We start from the raw sequence: 18,571 nt of genomic DNA, 5'->3' as shown, positions 1-18,571 counted from the left end.
GTTGACATTTTCTTTGGATTCCGATATACTGTTTGACGAGGAATGAAGTTCTCCTCGGGCTTTTGCCGAAACCGCTTTTTTAAGCTGATGACTTCTGCGAAATCATGACAATTCGCAGGGGCATCGGCTTTTTTTGTTGCCCCCCCCCGCGAAAAAGGAAAAACATATGTCTTTTTTAACGAGTCTGGGTATCATTTTACTGAGCGGCCTGTTATTGGGCTCCGTCTGCGCCAAGATCAGACTGCCGCCCCTTTTGGGCATGCTGGTCGTGGGGATCGTGCTCGGCCCCTATGTGCTCGATCTGATCTCCCCGCAGATCTTGAACATTTCCGCCGATCTTCGGCAGTTGGCGCTCATCATTATTCTGACGCGCGCGGGCCTGTCCTTCGATTTCGGGGAACTGAAAAAAAACGGACGCAGCGCGATCCTGTTGTGTTTCGTGCCCGCCTGCGTAGAGATCGCCGCGTATATCGCTTTCGGAACGCTGCTTCTGGGACTGAACTGGATCGAGGCAGCCGTTTTAGGCTGCGTGATGGCGGCAGTTTCCCCCGCCGTGGTCGTGCCGAGAATGCTGAAACTCGAACGGGAAGGCTACGGCACCGATAAAGGCATTCCGCAGATGATCACGGCGGGCGCCTCCGCGGACGACGTATTCGTCATTCTGCTGTTCACGGCGTTTCTGGGAATGGCGGGCAGCGGGAGTTTCGATTTCAATGTGCTCTGGAAGACGCCCGTATCCATTCTGACGGGCGTCGCGCTCGGCGCCGCGTTCGGATGGCTGTTCGCGAAGTTTTTTCAGAAGATCCATGCGCGGGATACCGTTAAGATCATCGTTCTCTTGAGTTTTTCATTTCTGTTCGTCGCTTTGGAGAGCGCCGCGGGCGCATACGTGCCTTATTCGGGGCTGCTCTCCGTCATCGCGATGGGAGCCGCGCTCTTCCGCGCGCACCCCGTCTGTGCCGATCGGCTTTCGGCGCGCTATTCGAAACTTTGGGTCATCGCGGAAATTTTGCTGTTCGTATTGGTCGGCGCGACGGTGGATATCGGATTCGCCGTCAAAGCGGGGGGCATGATCGCCGCGGTCATCGCCGCCGCATTGCTCTTTCGTATGCTCGGCGTCTTTATCTGCGTTCTGAAAACCGGATTGAACAAAAAAGAGCGGCTGTTCTGTATGATCGCTTATACCCCGAAAGCGACGGTACAGGCGGCGATCGGCACCATTCCGCTCGCCGCGGGGCTCGCCTGCGGCCGGATCGTACTGACCGCAGCGGTGCTCGCCATTCTTCTCACCGCCCCTCTCGGAGCCTTTCTCACCGATCTGACGTATAAAAAACTGCTTATAAAATCCTGACGGGCAAAAAGCGCTCTCCCTTTTCGGGAGAGCGCTTTTCATCAGATTTCGTAATTGTCGTTGTCGTATGTCTTTTCGGAGGAGTAAAGGTTGAATTCGTGTTCCAGATCGAAGTTTTCGGCGCTGTCGAAAGCGGCGAGTTTGGAGACCGAAACTTCGTAAGCGGTCATCGTTTTGACTTCGTATTCGCTGAGTTTTTTCTGATATTCGCGGCTTTGAATGCGCCCTGAAAGCGCGATCTTATCGCCGACCTGTAAATTTTTGACAAAGCGCGCGTTCCGCCCCCAGGCGATGCACGGAATATAGTCGGATTTGTTGTAAGCGCGGTTGACGGCGACGAGAAGGTCTGCGATCTCGCGGTTGAACGGCGTCGTGCGGTACACGGGCGGTTTGCAGATATAGCCGCTCAATACGATGCTGTTGGGATTTTTCGAGGGCGGCATATCCACCAGTTCGCGCACGAACACGGTGAGCATCAGGCGCGATTTTCCGTTTTCGATCTTATTATACGAGCGGAACTGCCCCAAAGCGCAGAGCGTTGCGCCGATCTTCAATTCCCCGTCGGTGATCAGCCGTTCGGACACGGTGACGGGCAGCACGTCCGCCTGCCCCGAAAGGCGCATCACGCGCACGTTCAGATCGTAGAAACCTTCGCCGTACACCTCGTGCGAAAAGGTCGCCTCGCTCACCACTTCACCCATAATGAATACCTTATTGTTCTTCTCGGTATTGTAGTTCATAAAATCCTCCAAAACAGTTTTTCAAAAATTTCTTATGCGGCGGCGTTCGGAATTTGCCGTCCCGTAGAATCCATGGTGTATCCTTCGCGGTAAATGAGTTCCCCGATGGGAACGAACGTAAATCCTTTATTTTTGAGGGTATCCAGCACGATGGGAAGCGCCTCGGCGGTATGTTTGCCGTTATTGTGGCACAAAATGATGCTCCCCTCCCGCGTGCGGCTGACGATGCGCATGGCGATGTCGCTTGCCGAAAGATCTTTCCAGTCCAGACTGTCCACGTCCCACTGAATGGTGTACAGCCCCATATCCGTGGCCGTTTCGATGAGCAGATCGTCGTAATCGCCGTAAGGCGGGCGAAACAGTTCCACTTTTTTCCCTGTGATCTTTTCGATCGCCTCGCTCGACGTGGTCAGTTCTTTTCTGATCTCGCTCTCGCCGAGTTTCGACATATAGGGGTGCGTCGCCGAATGCGTGCCGATCTCGTTTCCGTTATCGCTGATCTTTTTCACGTATTCGGGATATTTTTCCGTCCAGAATTCCACCATAAAGAAAGTGGCTCGCACGTTTTCGCGCTTTAATACGTCCAGAAGGGTGTCGGTATAATCGACGCCCCAGGCGCAGTCGAAAGAAATGGAGATCTTTTTCTCCTCCGTGCCTACGCTGTATATGGGCAGTTTGCGCACGGTATTATTAAAGTACACCGCATAGGCGCCCGTATAATGCAGCGCCAGGCACAGAGCCAGCGCGATCGCGACCGCGCAGACGCTGAATATCGTACTCTTTGCTTTAAAAATGATCGCCTTCATTCACACACCTGTTATTATATAATTTCGCGCGCCGCAAAATTTAGCGCTTTTTGACGATTGCCGTCTGTTTTGCTCGCAACTTCCGCCTGTATTCTGCCACCGTTTTGTATCATATCTATATGTGCCGAAAATGCCGAATATTCCATAAAAAAGACCCGCAGGTTTTGCCTGCGGGTCTTTTTTCGTTACAAATTTTACATTTCTTTCGTAAATTTTTTTCCGCAATACGGACACGCTTTAAAGGAAAGTAATCGGTGAAATCCGAGCGGTACGCCGCAAAACGGACAGCGATAAAAAAAATATAGCATCAGCGTCGGAATCGAATATACGGCTAATCCGACTAGCCCCGCGGCCCACACGGGACAAGCCGTATAATAAGCCAAAACGATTCCCGCGGAGATCCCTATCATTATCAGCCCGATCTCAATAAAATGACATATCAGTAACCGTTTCAACGTATCTCTCCGGGAGTATAAGGATTTAATAGTTTAATTGTGGCAACCTTTTGTCCCTCAATCCCATAGATAGAAAATGAAGACATAACATTGTATGTAAACGCCTCTCCTTTAACATAGTCTTTCAGCGCAGTATATCCCGACGCATAGTCCTCAGCTCTGAATTCCCCCCTAAATTCATTGAAAATTCCATCTGATACGGGAAGATCATTTTCAAACTTTAAAGTTTTTGTTATTGTTCCTACATAATTATTTCCCATATTATAATGCCCGATCAATAAATAAGCGCCTGTGTTCAAAGCCAAATAAATATAACTGCACATTTCAGTAACATTCCAAGAATAAACTGTACGCATATCCGAAATTACAGACGTTGTTTGAATCGATTTCGATTTTCGAAGCAATATCCGATATAAATTCTAAATTGCATTTTTGATTTTTAGGAGTTACATTTATGACCCTGAACGTATAATCGATACCATTCATTCGAACATCTTCTGAAAAAATATTGAAATAATAATTATCATATTCTTCAACATATCTCGGCATAGAAGAACCTGTTATTTCGCAAATTTCCTGTATTGATATTTCGTCAACACCTTGTTGCTTTAAAGCTGCATTCATTTCTTCTTCAAGTTTTTTGTTTCCGCAACAGATTGCATTCAGTCTTTCGGAGTACAGTTCGGATATGGTTTGCTCTTGTTTCAAAACCGAATTTTGCGTTGCTTAGGCAAAAGCATTTTGAAAAGAAAATACAGTGACCAACATCAATAGTATAGATATAAAAATTGTTGCTTTTTTCATATGATTTCTCCTCTATATTTTTAATACAATCATATCAAACGAATGTATATAAACATCGAAACATTTGTATTATTTTTGTAAAAAGCCCCGCAGGTTTTGCCTGCGGGGCTTTTTTATTATTTATCGGACAGATATTTCATAGACCAGAAGGCGGTCGCCTTACAACCTTTTTTGAGTTTGATCCCCTTGCCCTTGGTCGTGCGGTCCTCGATGGAAACGTCCTCTTCGGTATCCGCCTCGATGAGGCTGCCGTCGTCCATTTTCACGGCGATCTTGTACGGCATGGTCACGTAATCAGCGTACACGACCGAACGGTTAGAACCGAGATCGACGATTTTGACGCCCTTGCGGTAGCGCGCCATCGGATCGATCTGCGAAACGATGACCCTCTTGATCGTGTTGCCGTCGGTACCCACCAAAATCTCGCCGCCGTCGTCGATCTGGCCCGCAAAGACGACCTTGTCGCCCTCGTTCAGCGCGATGCCGCGCACGCCCGCGGAAATGCGCCCCTGCGAGGGAATATCGTTCTTGTACGCGTTCAGGCACATGCCCTTCGCCGTGACGAAGAACAGCGTCGTAGTCGGCTCGGGATCGTCGGTTTCGATACCGATGATCTCGTCGCCCTCGTTGACTTTGACGGCCTGGAAAGTATATTTAAGAATGTTATATTCCTTCCAGTCGCTCTTTTTCACGTAACCGCCGCGCGAATAGAACAGAAGGCTGCCCTTGGGCAGTTTCTCCCCCACCTCGTAAAAGGCAACGGGCCGCTCGCCTTCGAGCGCGTCGGGACAAAGTTCGTCGTACGCGAACCCTTTATCTTTGATTTTGCCGACTTCCACGTCGCTCATGTCGATCTTGTGGCAGTTGCCCATATTGGTAAAGGAATAGACCGTCTTATCCGACGCCGTGTGCAAAAGCGCGGTGAAAATATCGTTTTCGTTTGAACGTTCGGAAAGATTTTTGTCGGTCATGTTGAAGTTCTTTTCCGCGACGCACTTGATCGTGTTCGCCGCGGTCGCGCACAGCACGCAGTTTACGACGGGTTTTACGTCGTCGAACTTTTCCACTTTGATTTCCGAAACGTCGAAAACGAGGGACGTTTTGCGCTCGCTCTTATACTGTTTTTTCAGTTCTTTCAACTCGTCCTGCACCACCTGCATCTGCAATTTTTTGCTGTCTACGATGGCTTGCAGACGGGCGATCAGTTCTTTGAGTTCCTTGAGTTCCTGTTCGAGTTTGAAAATTTCCAGTTTGGTCAGGCGCGCGAGCCGCAGATCGAGGATCGCCTGCGCCTGCCGCTCGGAAAGGGAAAAGCGCGCGCGCAGTTTCTGGCGCGCGTCGGGCACGCTCTCCGCCTTTTTGATGATCTCGATGACCTCGTCGATATTGCGCACCGCGATGATGAGCCCTTCGAGGATATGGCAGCGGTCCTTCGCCTGCGCCAGATCGAATTTCGTGCGGCGCAGCACCACCTCGCGCTGGTAGGCGACGTAATATTTGATGATATCCAGAAGCCCCAGTTGCTGGGGTTTCCCGTCCGCGATGGCGACCATGTTGATGCCGAACGTGCATTCGAGATCGGTGTACTTATAGAGCGCGGCGAGGATCTTGTCCACGTCCGCGTCCTTTTTCACCCGCACGACGGCGCGCATGCCGTTGCGGTCGGATTCGTCGGTAATTTCGCTGATGCCGCCCAAAATCTCTTTTTTCTCTTCGCGAAGGTCTGCGATCTTCGTCAGAAGGCGCGACTTATTGACCTGATAGGGAAGTTCCGTTATGACGATGAGTTTTTTATCGTTTTCGCCCTCCTCCACGGTGACTTTGGCACGCATGGTGATCTTGCCGCGCCCCGTTTCGTACGCCTGTAAAAGTTCGTTGGCGATGATATAGCCGCCCGTGGGGAAATCGGGCGCCTTGATATATTTCATCATCTGGAAAAGAGAGATCTTCGGATTGTCTATATAGGCGACGACACCGTCGATGACCTCGCCCAGATTGTGCGGCGGGATATTGGTGGCAAGTCCCACCGCGATGCCCGACGCGCCGTTCACCAGAAGGTTGGGGAATCTCCCCGGCAGAGTGTCGGGTTCTTTCAGACTGTCGTCGAAGTTCAAAGAAAACCGCACAGTTTCCTTTTCGATATCGCGAAGTAGTTCGAGCGCGAGCGGTTCCAGCCTCGCCTCCGTATAACGCATGGCGGCGGCGGGATCGCCGTCCACCGAGCCGAAATTTCCGTGCCCGTTGACGAGCGTCATGCGCATATTGAAATCCTGCGCCATACGCACCATCGCGTCGTACACGGAAGAATCGCCGTGCGGATGGTATTTACCCATGCAGTCGCCGACGATACGCGCGCTCTTTTTATGCGGCTTATCGGGCAAAAGCCCCATGTCGTACATGGTGTAGAGTATCCTTCTCTGCACGGGCTTCAAGCCGTCCTCCACGCGCGGCAGCGCCCTGTCCAGAATGACGAACTCCGCATACGGGAGCATGGACATGGGCAAAACTTCTTCCAGGGGGGTGACGAAAACGTCCCCCTTGATCTTCTCGGGAATGGGCTCTTCCTGCTTTTTATCTTTACGTTTCGCCAAAATTCCTTCCTCCCGCGTTAAATGTTCACTTTATCCATAAAGGTATCTACTTTGTTGAAGTTTGCGTTCTGCGCCAGAAATTCCTTGCGCGCCTCCACCCTGTCGCCCATGAGCGCGGTCACCATCTGCTCCGCCTCGGCGGCGTCCTCGATGGTCACCTGAATGAGATTGCGCGCCGCGGGGTCCATGGTCGTCTCCCACAACTGTTCGGCGCTCATTTCGCCCAGCCCCTTGTAACGTTGAAGTTGATACCCCTTGCCGACCTTTTCGATCTTTTCCTGCAACTGCGCGTCGTCGTAGGCGTATTCCACCACGTCCTTTTTATACACCTTATAGAGGGGAGGCATGCCGATATACACGTGCCCGTTGTACACGAGTTCGCGCATATAGCGGAAAAAGAAAGTCAAGAGAATACAGCGGATGTGCATGCCGTCCTGGTCGGCATCGGACAAAATGATGACTTTATGATAATTGAGGTTGTCCAGGTTGAAATCCGAGCCGATCCCCGCGCCCAGCGCGCTGATGATGGTGCGGATCTCCTCGTTGGCGAGCACCTGGTCGATGCGCTTTTTTTCCACGTTCAAGGGCTTGCCGCGCAGCGGCAGAATGGACTGGTATTGCCTGACGCGCGCCTGTTTTGCCGTGCCGCCTGCCGAATCGCCCTCTACGATGAACAGTTCGTTGAGTTCGGGTTTTTTGCCCGTGCACGCGGCAAGTTTTCCGACCAGCGTGAGATTGTCTATGCTGTTTTTGGCGCGGGCGACCTCTTTCGCTTGACGCGCCGCCAGCCTGACGCGCGCCGCCGACTGCGCCTTTTTGACGATCTCCTCGAACACCGTCTTATTGGCGGGATCTTTATACAAAAGCGACAGTCCCTCGATGGTCGCCGTTTCCACGGGCGCGCGCGCCTCGGGGTTGCCCAGTTTGGTCTTGGTCTGTCCCTCGAACTGCACGTTTTTCATTTTGACGGACAAAATGGCGGTCAGCCCTTCGCGGAAATCCTCGCCCATCAGATTGGCGTCCTTATCCTTTAAAAACCCCGCGCTCCGCGCCACGTCGTTTAGGCATTTCGTAAGCCCCGAACGGAATCCCGTTTCGTGAAAGCCGCCCTCGGGCGTGGGAATGTTGTTGACGAAGGAAAACAAACTTTCGGTGAAATCGCCCGTATGCTGCATGACGAATTCGATCAGAATGCCGTCCTTTTCCGTCTTGTAGCCGATGGGCTTGTCATAGAGCGTGGACTTGCCGTCGTTCAGGTACATGGCGAAATCGTGCAGACCTCCCTCGTACTTATAATTGACGACGATGGGATTTTTGCCCTCCGCCACGCGCTCGTCCACCAGATTGATTTCCAGCCCCTTGTTGAGAAACGCCAGTTCTTTGAGGCGTTTGGAAACCGTTTCGAAATTGAAACTGATATTTTCGAACACCGCTTTATCGGGCTTGAAACGCACCAGCGTGCCCGTTTTCTGCGTCTTTTCGCCCGTATCGCGCAAATGTTCGTTGGGCACGCCCGATGCGTATTTGCCTGTCTTTTCGTCGAGATACGAATGGAAGGACATTTTGTATACGGTCTTGCGGAACACCGTCACTTCCAGCCATTCGGAGAGCGCGTTGGTGACCGATGCGCCCACGCCGTGCAGTCCGCCCGAAAACGAGTAGTTGTGTTCGTCGAACTTGCCGCCAGCGTGCAGTTGGGTAAAGACGACCTCCACGCCCGAAACGCCCGTTTTGGGGTGGATATCGGTCGGAATGCCGCGGCCGTTATCCTCTACCGAGGCGCTGCCGTCCTTATAGAGTTTGACTTCGATACGGCTCGCAAAGCCGTTGGAAGCCTCGTCGATCGCGTTATCCACGATCTCCCAAAGGATATGGTGCAGGCCCTTGACGCCCGTCGAACCGATATACATACCCGGCCGCAGGCGCACGGCGTCCAGCCCCTCTAAAATCTTGATGTCTTCGGCATTATAGTTCTTTCCTGCCATTGGTTCCTCCGCATTGGGTTTTGTATAGGGTCTATGCCGAGCATAAACTTCCGCTATTCTAACGCCATTATACCATATTTAGTGGTTTTTTTCAATTAAATCGACGATATTCCACAAAAAAAGCGGCGGACGCACCGTCCGCCGCTGTAAATATCACAATCATATTTTGCGAAGAAAGTCCGAGATCACGGAAAGCGCTTCGTCGCGGTTGCTCTTTTCGTTCAAAAATTCGTGACGGGAACCCTTGATGAGGTGCAGCGTCACGTTCTTCATGCCGCAGTCCCGATAAAACTTATACAGTTTGCGCGTGCCTTTCCCCATGCCGCCGACCGCGTCGTCCTCCCCCGAAATGAGCAAAAGCGGCATCTCGGGGTTCAACCCGCCCGCCCAGTTTTTGCTGTACAGTTTCTTCATGTTTTTCATAAAACTGCGGAAAAAGTTGTTGCTGCACACATAATTGCAGTAGGGATCGGCGTGATATTTTGCGTTGTTCTCCTCGTCCACGCTCAAAAATTCGCCGCCCTTCATCTTTTTGTCGTAGCCGCCGAAGATCATTTGATTGACAAAGCGCGCAGGCGCGTCCCCGCCCTTGCACTTTGCGCCGAGCGACGCGAAGAGGTAGCCCGTTTCGGCGAGCGCCCAGCCGTTTTTGCTGCTGCCGCCGAGGATCGCGCCGTCGAGAAAACGCGCGTATTTCTGAATAAAGCGCTGGCTTAAAAATGAGCCGTAGGAAAAACCGAACAGAATATATTTGAGGTCGGGATATTCCTCTTTATAATGTTTGGCGACGCACGCCAGATCTTTCACGGTGTCGTCAAACATATCCCCTTCCCAATAGCCGAGCGTTTCGGGATCGGTTTCGCCGTGCCCCCTGTGATCGCTCGCCACCACGATATAGCCGAGCGAATTGAGATAGGCGGCAAACGCCTCGTACCGCCCCGAATACTCGTTCATACCGTGGGCGATCTGCACCACGCCGCGCGGCTCCTCTACGTTTTTCCATTCCCGTACATAGATCTCTTTATTGTCAAAACTCGTCAGAATCATCGAACGCTCCTTTTTTTCTTTATTGTACCCTAAATGCGCGCATTTGTAAAGAGTTTAACAAAGAATCTCGCCAAAATTTCATCGAAGGACGGCGCCGCGAAACATAGTTTCCGACCTATTCAAATATACTAAGAGTATGAAAAAATTATTGATGACGGGCGGCGGGAGCGCGGGGCACGTGATGCCCAACATGGCGCTGCTGCCCGCGCTGAAAGAGCGTTTCGACGTAAGTTACATGGGCACGGACGGCATTGAAAAGGATATCGTGCGGCGGTCGAACATTCCTTTTTACGAGATAGAATGTCCCAAACTCGTACGGGGCAGTGTTTTGAAAAACCTGTCTTTGCCCCTGCGCCTTTTCAAAAGCGTGAAACTCGCGCGCCGCGGGCTTTTGGTCATTCAGCCCGACGTTGTGTTTTCCAAGGGCGGATACGTTTCCTTGCCCGTGGCGATCGCCGCGAAAAAATTGAAGATCCCCGTCCTTTCGCACGAGAGCGACTTAAAACCCGGGCTCGCGAATAAACTCATTTCGCGCTATTCGAGCGTCGTGCTCACGTCCTTTCCCGAAACGGCGGATCAAATCTTAAAAGGAAAATACGCGGGCTCGCCCGTACGCGGGGAATTGTTCGGCGCGGACAGAAAAGCCGCGCTCGCCGCGTACGGATTTGACGGAACACGCCCCGTCCTGCTTATTTTCGGCGGCGGGAGCGGCAGCGCCGCGCTCAACGCCGCGGTGCGGGAAAACCTCTTTACCCTTTCGCAGAAATACGATATCCTGCACGTATGCGGCAAGGGAAATCTCGTGCAAAGCAACGTAAAGAATTACGTGCAAAAGGAATTCGAGAACGATATGGGCGCGGCGTACGCCGCCGCAGACCTCGTCATTTCCCGCGCGGGTTCCAACACTTTGTTCGAGATCCTCGCGCTTAAAAAGCGCGCGCTGGTCGTGCCCCTTGCCAACAAACGCTCCCGCGGAGACCAGATCGAAAACGCGGCGTATTTCGAGAGCCGCGGGCTTCTTCACGTGCTGCCCGAGCGCGGACTCGCCGAAAAAGACGCGCTGACGGACGCGATATCCGCGGCATTCGCGGACGGATCGCTTACAGAAAACTTGCGGGGAGCGTCCTTTACCGCGGGCAACGAAGCCATACGCCGCGAGATCGAAAAATGTTGTAAATGATAAAAGATGCGCCGCATATCCGCGGCGCATCTTTTTATTTGATTTTATGCGGGCAAAAACCCTTATCTTTCAGGAAATCGAAACACATGGGCAGCCACGCCGCCACGCGTTTCGCGCGTTCGGGCGCGTGATCGTCCGCCAATACGTCGAACGAACAGGTGGACAGACCGTGATCGCCGTGTTCGAACACGTGCAGTTCGCACGGCACGCCCGCGCGGGCGTACGCCTCGGCGAGCACGAACGAATTGAAACAGGGCACGCCCTCGTCGTCCATCGTTGTCCAAATAAAGGCGGGCGAAGACGAGGAAACGACCTTTTTTTCCAGAGAATAATCCTCCGCGCGCACAGCGCCGCCGCACAGATTGACAAAGGAATCCTCGTGAATGTTCACTTTTTCGGTGCTCACGACGGGATAACCGTAGATCGTGGCGTCGGGACGGATGCGCTTGCAGCGGCCGCCGAACGCCTCTATAAGCGCCTTATCCTCATAAAAGAGGGAGATGAGCCCCGCCAGATGCCCGCCCGCCGAAAAGCCGATCGCGGCGATCTTATCTTCCGTACAGCCGAGAGCCTCGGCGCGTTCGCGGATATACAGCATCGCCATGCCCGCTTCGAGCAGGGGCGCGGGATAATGAAACGCGGGCGCCACGCTGTAATCGAGCACGAACGCATTGAATCCCTGCGCGTAAAACGCAAGCGCCACGGGTTCCCCTTCCCGCCCGGACACGAAAGCGTAGCCGCCGCCCGGGATCACGAGAATCGCGGGGCGGCGTTCCTTTATGCCCATTTCACGGATCGGCGTATGCAGATAAGCGGTCAAACTCCCCTTTTCTTTGCCGCATCTTTCGCGGCCGAAATATTCGTATAAGTCAACCTTTTCCAAAATCATCGCTTTGCCCTTCCATTCAAAATGATAAAATCATTTTAGAACAAAATAATAATTTTGTCAACGGTTATTCGTATTCGTCGTAACTTCTCCGATCGGGCTTGGGCGGAGGCGGGGGCGGCGGGCATTCGTACTCCGCTTCTCCGTAACCGCAGCGCCGCTTTTTGTCGGGCTTGCAGTCGGATTTGACGACAGGACGGAGATTGACGAGCACGACGTCCTCGCCGATCTTCGTAATGCTTTTCAGATCGATGAACAGTTCGCTGCTGCGGAACCAGTGCCGCCCCTTGCTCCCTGGCACCACGATGCCGCACACCCGCCCTTCGGGATATGTAAATACGATATCGCACGTCCTGCCCAGCCTGCGGCCGTCCACGACGTTCACGACTTCCTTTTGTTTTAACTCGGAAAACGAAGTTTCCATGCTCGATACCTCCCGCAAAAATAACTTCCCTCTTATCATTGTATGCGCGAGGCCGCCGCAATGTTCCGAAATGAAAAAACCCGCTTTCTATGAAAGCGGGTTCAAATTTCAATTTTTGCGCGAGAATACGCGGATCGCGCGTTTTACGTCCTCTTTCATGGCGAGCATGGCGGCATGTTCCACGTCGTGCAGATAGCGGCTCCCGCCCCCGAGCACGGCCGCTTTCGCCGCGTCGAACCCCGCTTTGGACATGTACGAATAGTAGTTGATTTTACGGATGCCGCTCCGTATGGATTTTTCGAATCCCTCTTCGTTTACGCCGCTGCCGCCGTGCATCACGAGGGGCAGACCGGTCGCCTTCGCGACGCGTTCGACGACGGAAAAATCCAGTTTCGGTTCCGCGCCGTAAAATCCGTGCGCCGTGCCGAACGCGACGGCGAGCGCGTCGATGCCCGTTTCAAGGGAGAACGCCGCCGCCTCGTCGGGGTCGGTATAATAATCGCTCGCATTGCCGCCCGACAACTGTTCGCCGCCCTCGGCGGTCACGAGCCTGCCCAATTCCGCCTCCACGCTCACGCCCATATCGTGCGCCGCCTCAGCGATCTCGCGCGTGATTGCGAGATTTTCCGCATAGGGATACGCGGAGGCGTCTATCATCACCGACGTAAAGCCGATGCGAAGAGCCTTCCGTATCATCTTTTTCGTGACGCCGTGATCGAGATGCACGCATACGGGAACGGACGCGTTTTTCGCGGCGGCGAGCATGGCGGGACCCACGTACGAAATATCGTTGTATGCGTTATGTACTTCCGCGTGGGCGAGAATGACGGGCTCGTTCAGTTCTTCCGCCGCGCCGACGATCGCCTGCAAACTGTCGAATCCCGTGGTGTTGAACATGCCCACCGCCTTTTTATCGCGCTCTGCGAGCGATAAAATTTCTTTTAAATTGACAAGCATATCCTACTCCTCTATTTGGGGCGTTCTTTGCACGCGCGCATCGCGGAATACGTCCGCCTCGTCGCGGCTTTTGGTAGAAAACTCGCTGATGATCGCGCCCTCTTCGCCCGCCTGAAACCAATGCCAGGTACCGGGAGACAAGGTGTACTGCTCTCCCTCGCGCAGAACGATCTCATGAAAGACGGTCACTTCCGTATCGGGCACGCGCGCCCGTATCGTTTCTTTATGCCCTTCGCCCGAAACGTAGAGATAACAAGTCCCCCGCCGCACGCGGAAAGTCTCTTCTTTCCCCTCGTAGGGTTTCCCGTTCTCTAACCCTCCGTTATGTATGTGTTCGGGGCAGGTCTGGAAAGGGCGCAGCACCATTTCTTTGGCGCAGCAGCGCTCGGTATTGACGTAAACCAGCAGTTGCAAGCCGAGATTATCCAAATCTCCCAACCCGAAATCGGCGATTTCGATGCGCCGCGCCTCTTCGTCCGTAATAGCGATACCCGCGTTTTTCAGCGCGCGCCGCGTATATGCGGCGGCGCGTTCGTATTCCTGTTTCGTGATCATAATTTTCTCCTTTTAAATTGTTTTTCCAACGCCAGCGTTTGGGCAAGGGAGCGCGCGCCGCCCACCGAGTCGTCGGAGGAAAGATTGCAGGCGGCGCAAAGCGAGGCGAGCGAAAGCCCTTCTTCCATCGGCAGTCCTTTCATAAAGGCGTACAGCATGCCCGCGCAGAACGCGTCCCCCGCGCCCACCGCGCCCGCGATATACCCGCGGGGAAGATCGAGCGAAGGCACGACGCAAAAGTTCCCCGTTTCGTCCATGCCGCATCCGAGTTCGGGGCAATGAATGACGGCGGCGCGCGAAACGCCCGCTTTGAACAGCGCGCGGCACGCCTCTTTCAGGTTCTCTGCGATCAGTTTATCTCCGTTGCGGAGAGGGACGCCCGTCACCGCGGCCGCCTCGATCTCGTTCATCACGGCGTAATCGGTACAGGCGAGCGCCGCACCGACGATCCGCCTGAACTTGCCGCCCTCCGCGCTGACCGTGTCGACGGCAGTGCGAATCCCTTTTCGTTGCAGCGAATGCAACAGCCGCGCCGCCGCCGTGCCGTATTCCGCGTCCGCCGCGTCCAACCGATCCAGTAAGAGCAAATAGCCGAGGTGGAACAAATCGCAATCGAGCGCCTCTTCGGGCAGATCGTCCGCGGAAAAAGCGGCGTTCGCGCCCCGCGCGTGAAAAAAGGTGCGTTCGCCGTTTTTCAGCGTCATCACGTCGGTGAATCCCGTGGAGCGTTTCTCGTCCTCCGCGAACGCGGCCCGCACGCCTTCTCCTGCGAGCCTTTCGCGAAGATATGCCCCGAACGCGTCCTTTCCGACGCGCCCCGCCGCCGTGACGCAAAGTTCGGGCGCCAGCCGCTTTAAATCGACGGCCGTATTGGGCACACAGCCGCCCACCGACTGCCGCACGGCAGTGATATCGGTCAGCATTCCCCGTTGAGGATACGCGTCGATTGTTTTGACAAGGTCGGTCAGAGCCGAGCCCGCGACGGTAATCGTATTCATATCCCGATTGTACCATGTTTTCCCGCGTCCGACAAGGGCGGGCGCGAAACACTATAATACATAATATTTTTATTTTCATATTTTTTTAAAATAATATATATCATATAATAGTTTTATGATATAATACAGACATGGAAAGTATAAGAAGATCTACGAAGAACTGTATTACGCCATCAAATCGGGCAAGTATGCAAACGGCGACGTGCTGCCGTCGGAACAGGAATTGTGCGAACGGCACGGGGTGAGCCGTATCACCGCCAAACACGCGCTCGATCTTTTGCGGGAAAAGGGACTCGTAAAAAGGATCCGTCGGCGCGGCACGGTGGTTGCGGCGCAGGATCTTTTCGTGCGGCAGACGCGCGGGTTCGTCGCCGTGGTTTTCCCGCACTTCGAAAACTGCGGCAACCGCATCTATCACGGGCTGAGGGAACTCGCCGAACGCGAGCGCGTCAGCCTGTCCTTTTTCGATACCGAACGCTCGCCCGAAAAAGAACGGGAGATCCTCTCTTTTCTTCTCACCCAGAACGTGCTGGGCATGATCCTGATGCCCCTCGGGCGCGTGTCGAACATCGACCTTCTCAGCCAGTTCTCGCTACATAAGATCCCCCTCGCCTTTCTGGATTTTGCCGTTTCGGGTATCCGCGCGCCCCTCGTGACCTCCGATAATTTCGGCGGAATGTACGCGCTCACGCAGTATCTGATCAGGCGGGGACACAGAAAGATCGCCTATTATCCGTACAGCGACGCGTTTCTGCCCACCGAAGCGGAGCGGTTCCGCGGCTACTGCGCCGCCCTTATCGACAGCGGCATTGCGATCGTACCCGAATACTTTCTTGCGGGCAGTCTTTCGCCCGTGCGCAGCGCGGGGGACGTCATCTCCGCGGACTTTCAGTCGGCAAAAAGAGCGGCGGACGTTATATTTCATGCGGCGCAGCGGCCGACCGCCGTCGTCTGCGTGAACGACGTTTCCGCGCATTGTTTCGCCGCGGCGGTTGAGGCGCGCGGGCTTTCGGTGCCGCGCGATCTGTCGGTGACGGGTTTTGACAATCTTTCCGCCTCCATCAGCGAAAACATTACGACCGTCGGGCAGAATTTCGGCGAGATCGCCCGAAACGCTCTGACGGCGGTTTTGCGCCAGTTGGAAAAGGGCGTGCCCGCCGGGGATTACGTCGTGCGCGTTCCCACCGTTCTCGTCGAGCGCAGTTCCGTGCGCTCTCCCGAATAGAAAAAAGACGGGCGAAGCCCGTCTTTTCGATTATTTTCATTTAACAGTCGCATACGATATTGCCGCGTATGGCGTTGATGGCGTTCTTTTCCAGGCGCGAGACCTGCGCCTGCGAGATGCCCACTTCGTCGGAGATCTCCGTCTGCGTCTTGCCCTCGTAGTAGCGCAGGAACAAAATTTTCCGCTCGCGCTCGCCCAATCTCGTCATCGCCTCGGAGAGCGCGGCGTGTTCCGTCCACACTTCGTCGTTGTTCTTTTCGTCGTAGATCTGATCCATCAGCATAAGCGCGTCGCCCGACTGGTTGAACACGGGTTCGAATAAAGATACGGGATCCGAGATCGCGTCCAGCGCGTAGACGACTTCTTTCAGGGCGACGTTCATGGTTTCCGCGATCTTTTCGATGGTCGCCTCTTCGTCCTTCTCCTCGATGCTCTCGCGCGTTTTCAAAACGCGGTACGCGGTATCGCGGATACTGCGGGAAACGCGCAGAGAATTGCCGTCGCGAAGGTAACGCTTGATCTCGCCCATGATCATGGGCACCGCATAGGTGGAAAATTTCACGCCCACGCGGAGATCGAAATTATCGATGGCTTTCAACAGCCCGATACAGCCCGCCTGAAACACGTCGTCCGCGTTGGCGCGCTTCGCCCAAAACCGCTTGACGAGCGAAAGAACGAGGCGCATATTGCCCACGACAAACTGTTCGCGCGCCTCTTCGTCCCCTTCTTTGAGCCGTTTCATCAGCTCCTCGCTTTCCTTCTGCGTGAGTTTGGGAAGTCCCGAAGTATTCACGCCGCATATCTCTACTTTTTGCATCATACGATTTCACCTCCGAAAGTATGTAACGACCTCTTTCGGCAGTATGCGCAACCGTATATTTTTTATGTAGAGAATTCTTTCACGATCTTAAACGAGTTTGCTCATTTCGTTTTTCAGACGGGATATGATCTTTTTTTCCAGACGGGATATGTAACTTTGCGAGATCCCGAGAAGATCGGCGACGTCCTTTTGCGTCATTTCCTCGTGGCCCGCCAGCCCGAAACGCATATACATGATCTTTTGTTCGCGCTCGGGCAACTTTTTCAGCGCGTCGCGCAAAAGTTGCTTTTCCACGCTCATTTCGATGTCCTTGTACACCGTGTCGCTGTCCGTACCTAAAATATCCGAAAGGAGCAGTTCGTTCCCCTCCCAGTCGGTATTGAGCGGCTCGTCAAAGGACACTTCGCTTTTGAGGCGCACCATGCGCCGAAGATACATGAGTATCTCGTTCTCGATGCAGCGCGAGGCGTACGTCGCCAGTTTGATATTCTTGTCCGTTTTAAAGGAATTGATGGCCTTGATGAGTCCTATGGTTCCCACCGAGATCAGATCGTCGGCGTCCACGCCCGTATTGTCGAACTTGCGGGCTATGTAAACGACAAGGCGGAGATTGTGCTCCACCAGTTTGGATTTCACCTCTTCGTCGCCCAAAGAGAGTTTTCCGAGCATATCCGATTCTTCTTCGGGCGAGAAAGGCAAAGGCAACGCCTCGCTCCCGCATATGTAATCCATTACGTTGTCGCTTATACTCATCTTCTGTAAAAAATCTTTAAGCGACGACATTATCTTGCCAAACATCTCACGCCTCCACGATTTTTTATTTTTGCTCCCGCACAAAGTCGAACGGCAGAATCAAGTCGTATTCCCCGTGCACTCCGTCGGGGCTGATTCCCAACGTCACATCTTCTATTATATTCCTTGTCCCGTCGCAATATATCTCGATTTTGTCGATTTTGAAGGCGGTCATGAAACTTTTTCCGCTTACCGTCGCCACGGGTATCCTGATACCGTTCGTAGATCCCGTAAAGAGGTGTTCCCCCAACAGTTTGACGGCGAGCGCTTTTTCCGCCACCGCCACGAACGTGCCGTCGGGCGCCGTGACCATGTTGCCGCTGTCCAAAAACGCGCGGGTCCTGACTCGATTTTCCCGATAAAAAAGCGAACAGTCGACGACGAGGGACAAGATCTTTTTCCGCTTTGCGATTTTCGCAACCGTCTTTTTCGCCGCGGCGACGAACAGGACCGTACAGGCGACGAGAACGCCCGAAGGCACTCCGCCGATCGTATACGTGAGCGCGCCCCCGCCCTCTTCGATCTGCGGATCGGAAAACAGAGCAGTCAGAAGGCCTGCCAATGCGAACATATAGGCGAGAAAGGCGCCGACGGCGATCGCGAGCGTGCTTTTTTTCTTGTACTTTGACGCAAAGACGGGCAGCAGCGCGGCGACGCCGTATTTCACGAAAATCTCAACCGCGGGCGGCAGCGTATAATAGAGCGTGAACACCGTATATCCCACGGCGAGCGCGGTACCCGCCAGCGCCGTGAGGGCGAGCCGCCAAAGTTTCACCTCTCCCCGCGCCGTTTTCACAGCGAGATATAAAAGCGCGAAATCGGCGGCGAAGTTGTCGAGGATGATGAGATCCAGATATACCGTCATCGCATGATCGTTTCCCCTTATCGTTGATCCTTCTTTTACGAAGCCCGTCCCTTTTTCAAAGTATCCCCATTATAAGGCTGCGCCCGACGG

At 53.8% G+C, this 18,571-nt stretch carries 18 protein-coding genes and 1 riboswitch; of the genes, 3 read left to right on the top strand and 15 right to left on the bottom strand.

Annotated elements, in window-relative coordinates; translation table 11 throughout:
* Nucleotides 1-29: 29 nt before the first annotated feature.
* Nucleotides 30-104, top strand: a riboswitch (Fluoride riboswitch).
* 62 nt (nucleotides 105-166) lie between these two features.
* Nucleotides 167-1,351: a cation:proton antiporter gene (locus ESZ91_RS07335; protein WP_129225666.1), complete on the top strand. Its 1,185-nt coding sequence runs from the start codon at nucleotides 167-169 to the stop codon at nucleotides 1,349-1,351.
* 41 nt (nucleotides 1,352-1,392) lie between these two features.
* Here the strand turns inward: ESZ91_RS07335 and ESZ91_RS07330 are convergent, their stop codons facing one another.
* The 7 genes from ESZ91_RS07330 to ESZ91_RS07305 form a co-directional block, all read right to left on the bottom strand.
* Nucleotides 1,393-2,091, bottom strand: a complete 699-nt coding sequence (locus tag ESZ91_RS07330; protein WP_129225664.1) for a single-stranded DNA-binding protein — start codon at nucleotides 2,089-2,091, stop codon at nucleotides 1,393-1,395.
* A gap of 32 nt (nucleotides 2,092-2,123) precedes the next feature.
* Complete coding sequence (locus ESZ91_RS07325) at nucleotides 2,124-2,897, bottom strand: polysaccharide deacetylase family protein (RefSeq protein WP_129225662.1); 774 nt, start codon at nucleotides 2,895-2,897, stop codon at nucleotides 2,124-2,126.
* Nucleotides 2,898-3,348: 451 nt separating this feature from the next.
* Entirely contained in the window at nucleotides 3,349-3,612 is a 264-nt protein-coding gene (locus ESZ91_RS07320) for a hypothetical protein (protein WP_153187724.1), read from the bottom strand.
* Between the two features lie 64 nt (nucleotides 3,613-3,676).
* Complete coding sequence (locus ESZ91_RS11515; protein ID WP_153187723.1) at nucleotides 3,677-4,060, bottom strand: hypothetical protein; 384 nt, start codon at nucleotides 4,058-4,060, stop codon at nucleotides 3,677-3,679.
* Nucleotides 4,061-4,272: 212 nt separating this feature from the next.
* The gene (locus ESZ91_RS07315) at nucleotides 4,273-6,747 is read right to left on the bottom strand and encodes a DNA gyrase/topoisomerase IV subunit A (protein ID WP_129225657.1); all 2,475 of its coding nucleotides are present in this window, start codon (nucleotides 6,745-6,747) and stop codon (nucleotides 4,273-4,275) included.
* A 17-nt stretch (nucleotides 6,748-6,764) separates the two neighbouring features.
* Entirely contained in the window at nucleotides 6,765-8,732 is a 1,968-nt protein-coding gene (locus ESZ91_RS07310; protein WP_129225655.1) for a DNA gyrase/topoisomerase IV subunit B, read from the bottom strand.
* A gap of 159 nt (nucleotides 8,733-8,891) precedes the next feature.
* The gene (locus ESZ91_RS07305) at nucleotides 8,892-9,779 is read right to left on the bottom strand and encodes an alpha/beta fold hydrolase (protein WP_129225653.1); all 888 of its coding nucleotides are present in this window, start codon (nucleotides 9,777-9,779) and stop codon (nucleotides 8,892-8,894) included.
* A 136-nt stretch (nucleotides 9,780-9,915) separates the two neighbouring features.
* On the opposite strand from ESZ91_RS07305, the gene ESZ91_RS07300 reads away from it, so the two are divergent.
* Nucleotides 9,916-10,959, top strand: coding sequence for a UDP-N-acetylglucosamine--N-acetylmuramyl-(pentapeptide) pyrophosphoryl-undecaprenol N-acetylglucosamine transferase (locus ESZ91_RS07300; RefSeq protein WP_129225651.1), 1,044 nt, complete (start codon nucleotides 9,916-9,918; stop codon nucleotides 10,957-10,959).
* A gap of 34 nt (nucleotides 10,960-10,993) precedes the next feature.
* Here the strand turns inward: ESZ91_RS07300 and ESZ91_RS07295 are convergent, their stop codons facing one another.
* The 5 genes from ESZ91_RS07295 to ESZ91_RS07275 form a co-directional block, all read right to left on the bottom strand.
* A complete protein-coding gene (locus tag ESZ91_RS07295; protein WP_129225649.1) occupies nucleotides 10,994-11,848 on the bottom strand; it encodes an alpha/beta hydrolase in 855 nt (284 codons plus the stop codon).
* Between the two features lie 64 nt (nucleotides 11,849-11,912).
* The gene (locus ESZ91_RS07290) at nucleotides 11,913-12,269 is read right to left on the bottom strand and encodes a YlmC/YmxH family sporulation protein (protein ID WP_129225647.1); all 357 of its coding nucleotides are present in this window, start codon (nucleotides 12,267-12,269) and stop codon (nucleotides 11,913-11,915) included.
* 108 nt (nucleotides 12,270-12,377) lie between these two features.
* Nucleotides 12,378-13,226, bottom strand: a complete 849-nt coding sequence (locus ESZ91_RS07285) for a class II fructose-bisphosphate aldolase (RefSeq protein ID WP_129225645.1) — start codon at nucleotides 13,224-13,226, stop codon at nucleotides 12,378-12,380.
* A 3-nt stretch (nucleotides 13,227-13,229) separates the two neighbouring features.
* On the bottom strand, nucleotides 13,230-13,781 hold the full coding sequence (locus ESZ91_RS07280; protein ID WP_129225643.1) for a D-lyxose/D-mannose family sugar isomerase: 552 nt from the start codon (nucleotides 13,779-13,781) through the stop codon (nucleotides 13,230-13,232).
* Nucleotides 13,778-14,779, bottom strand: a complete 1,002-nt coding sequence (locus ESZ91_RS07275; RefSeq protein WP_129225642.1) for a carbohydrate kinase family protein — start codon at nucleotides 14,777-14,779, stop codon at nucleotides 13,778-13,780. Before ESZ91_RS07275 ends, ESZ91_RS07280 begins: the two co-directional genes overlap by 4 nt.
* 148 nt (nucleotides 14,780-14,927) lie before the next feature.
* Between ESZ91_RS07275 and ESZ91_RS07270 the strand changes: the two genes are divergently transcribed.
* Nucleotides 14,928-16,004 (top strand): GntR family transcriptional regulator, encoded by a 1,077-nt coding sequence (locus ESZ91_RS07270; protein WP_268878049.1) that lies wholly within the window; start codon nucleotides 14,928-14,930, stop codon nucleotides 16,002-16,004.
* A gap of 40 nt (nucleotides 16,005-16,044) precedes the next feature.
* Here ESZ91_RS07270 and sigG read toward each other — a convergent pair whose 3' ends face one another.
* The 3 genes from sigG to ESZ91_RS07255 form a co-directional block, all read right to left on the bottom strand.
* Nucleotides 16,045-16,824: an RNA polymerase sporulation sigma factor SigG gene (gene sigG / locus ESZ91_RS07265; protein WP_129225638.1), complete on the bottom strand. Its 780-nt coding sequence runs from the start codon at nucleotides 16,822-16,824 to the stop codon at nucleotides 16,045-16,047.
* Between the two features lie 87 nt (nucleotides 16,825-16,911).
* Nucleotides 16,912-17,607 carry an RNA polymerase sporulation sigma factor SigE gene (sigE, locus tag ESZ91_RS07260; protein ID WP_407923388.1) on the bottom strand — a complete coding sequence of 232 codons (696 nt, stop codon included), beginning with the start codon at nucleotides 17,605-17,607 and terminating at the stop codon, nucleotides 16,912-16,914.
* 34 nt (nucleotides 17,608-17,641) lie between these two features.
* Complete coding sequence (locus tag ESZ91_RS07255) at nucleotides 17,642-18,481, bottom strand: sigma-E processing peptidase SpoIIGA (protein ID WP_129225634.1); 840 nt, start codon at nucleotides 18,479-18,481, stop codon at nucleotides 17,642-17,644.
* Nucleotides 18,482-18,571 lie beyond the last annotated feature (90 nt).

The organism is Candidatus Borkfalkia ceftriaxoniphila (assembly GCF_004134775.1).
Taxonomy (GTDB): domain Bacteria; phylum Bacillota; class Clostridia; order Christensenellales; family Borkfalkiaceae; genus Borkfalkia; species Borkfalkia ceftriaxoniphila.
This window is presented reverse-complemented; position numbering and strand designations above follow the sequence as displayed.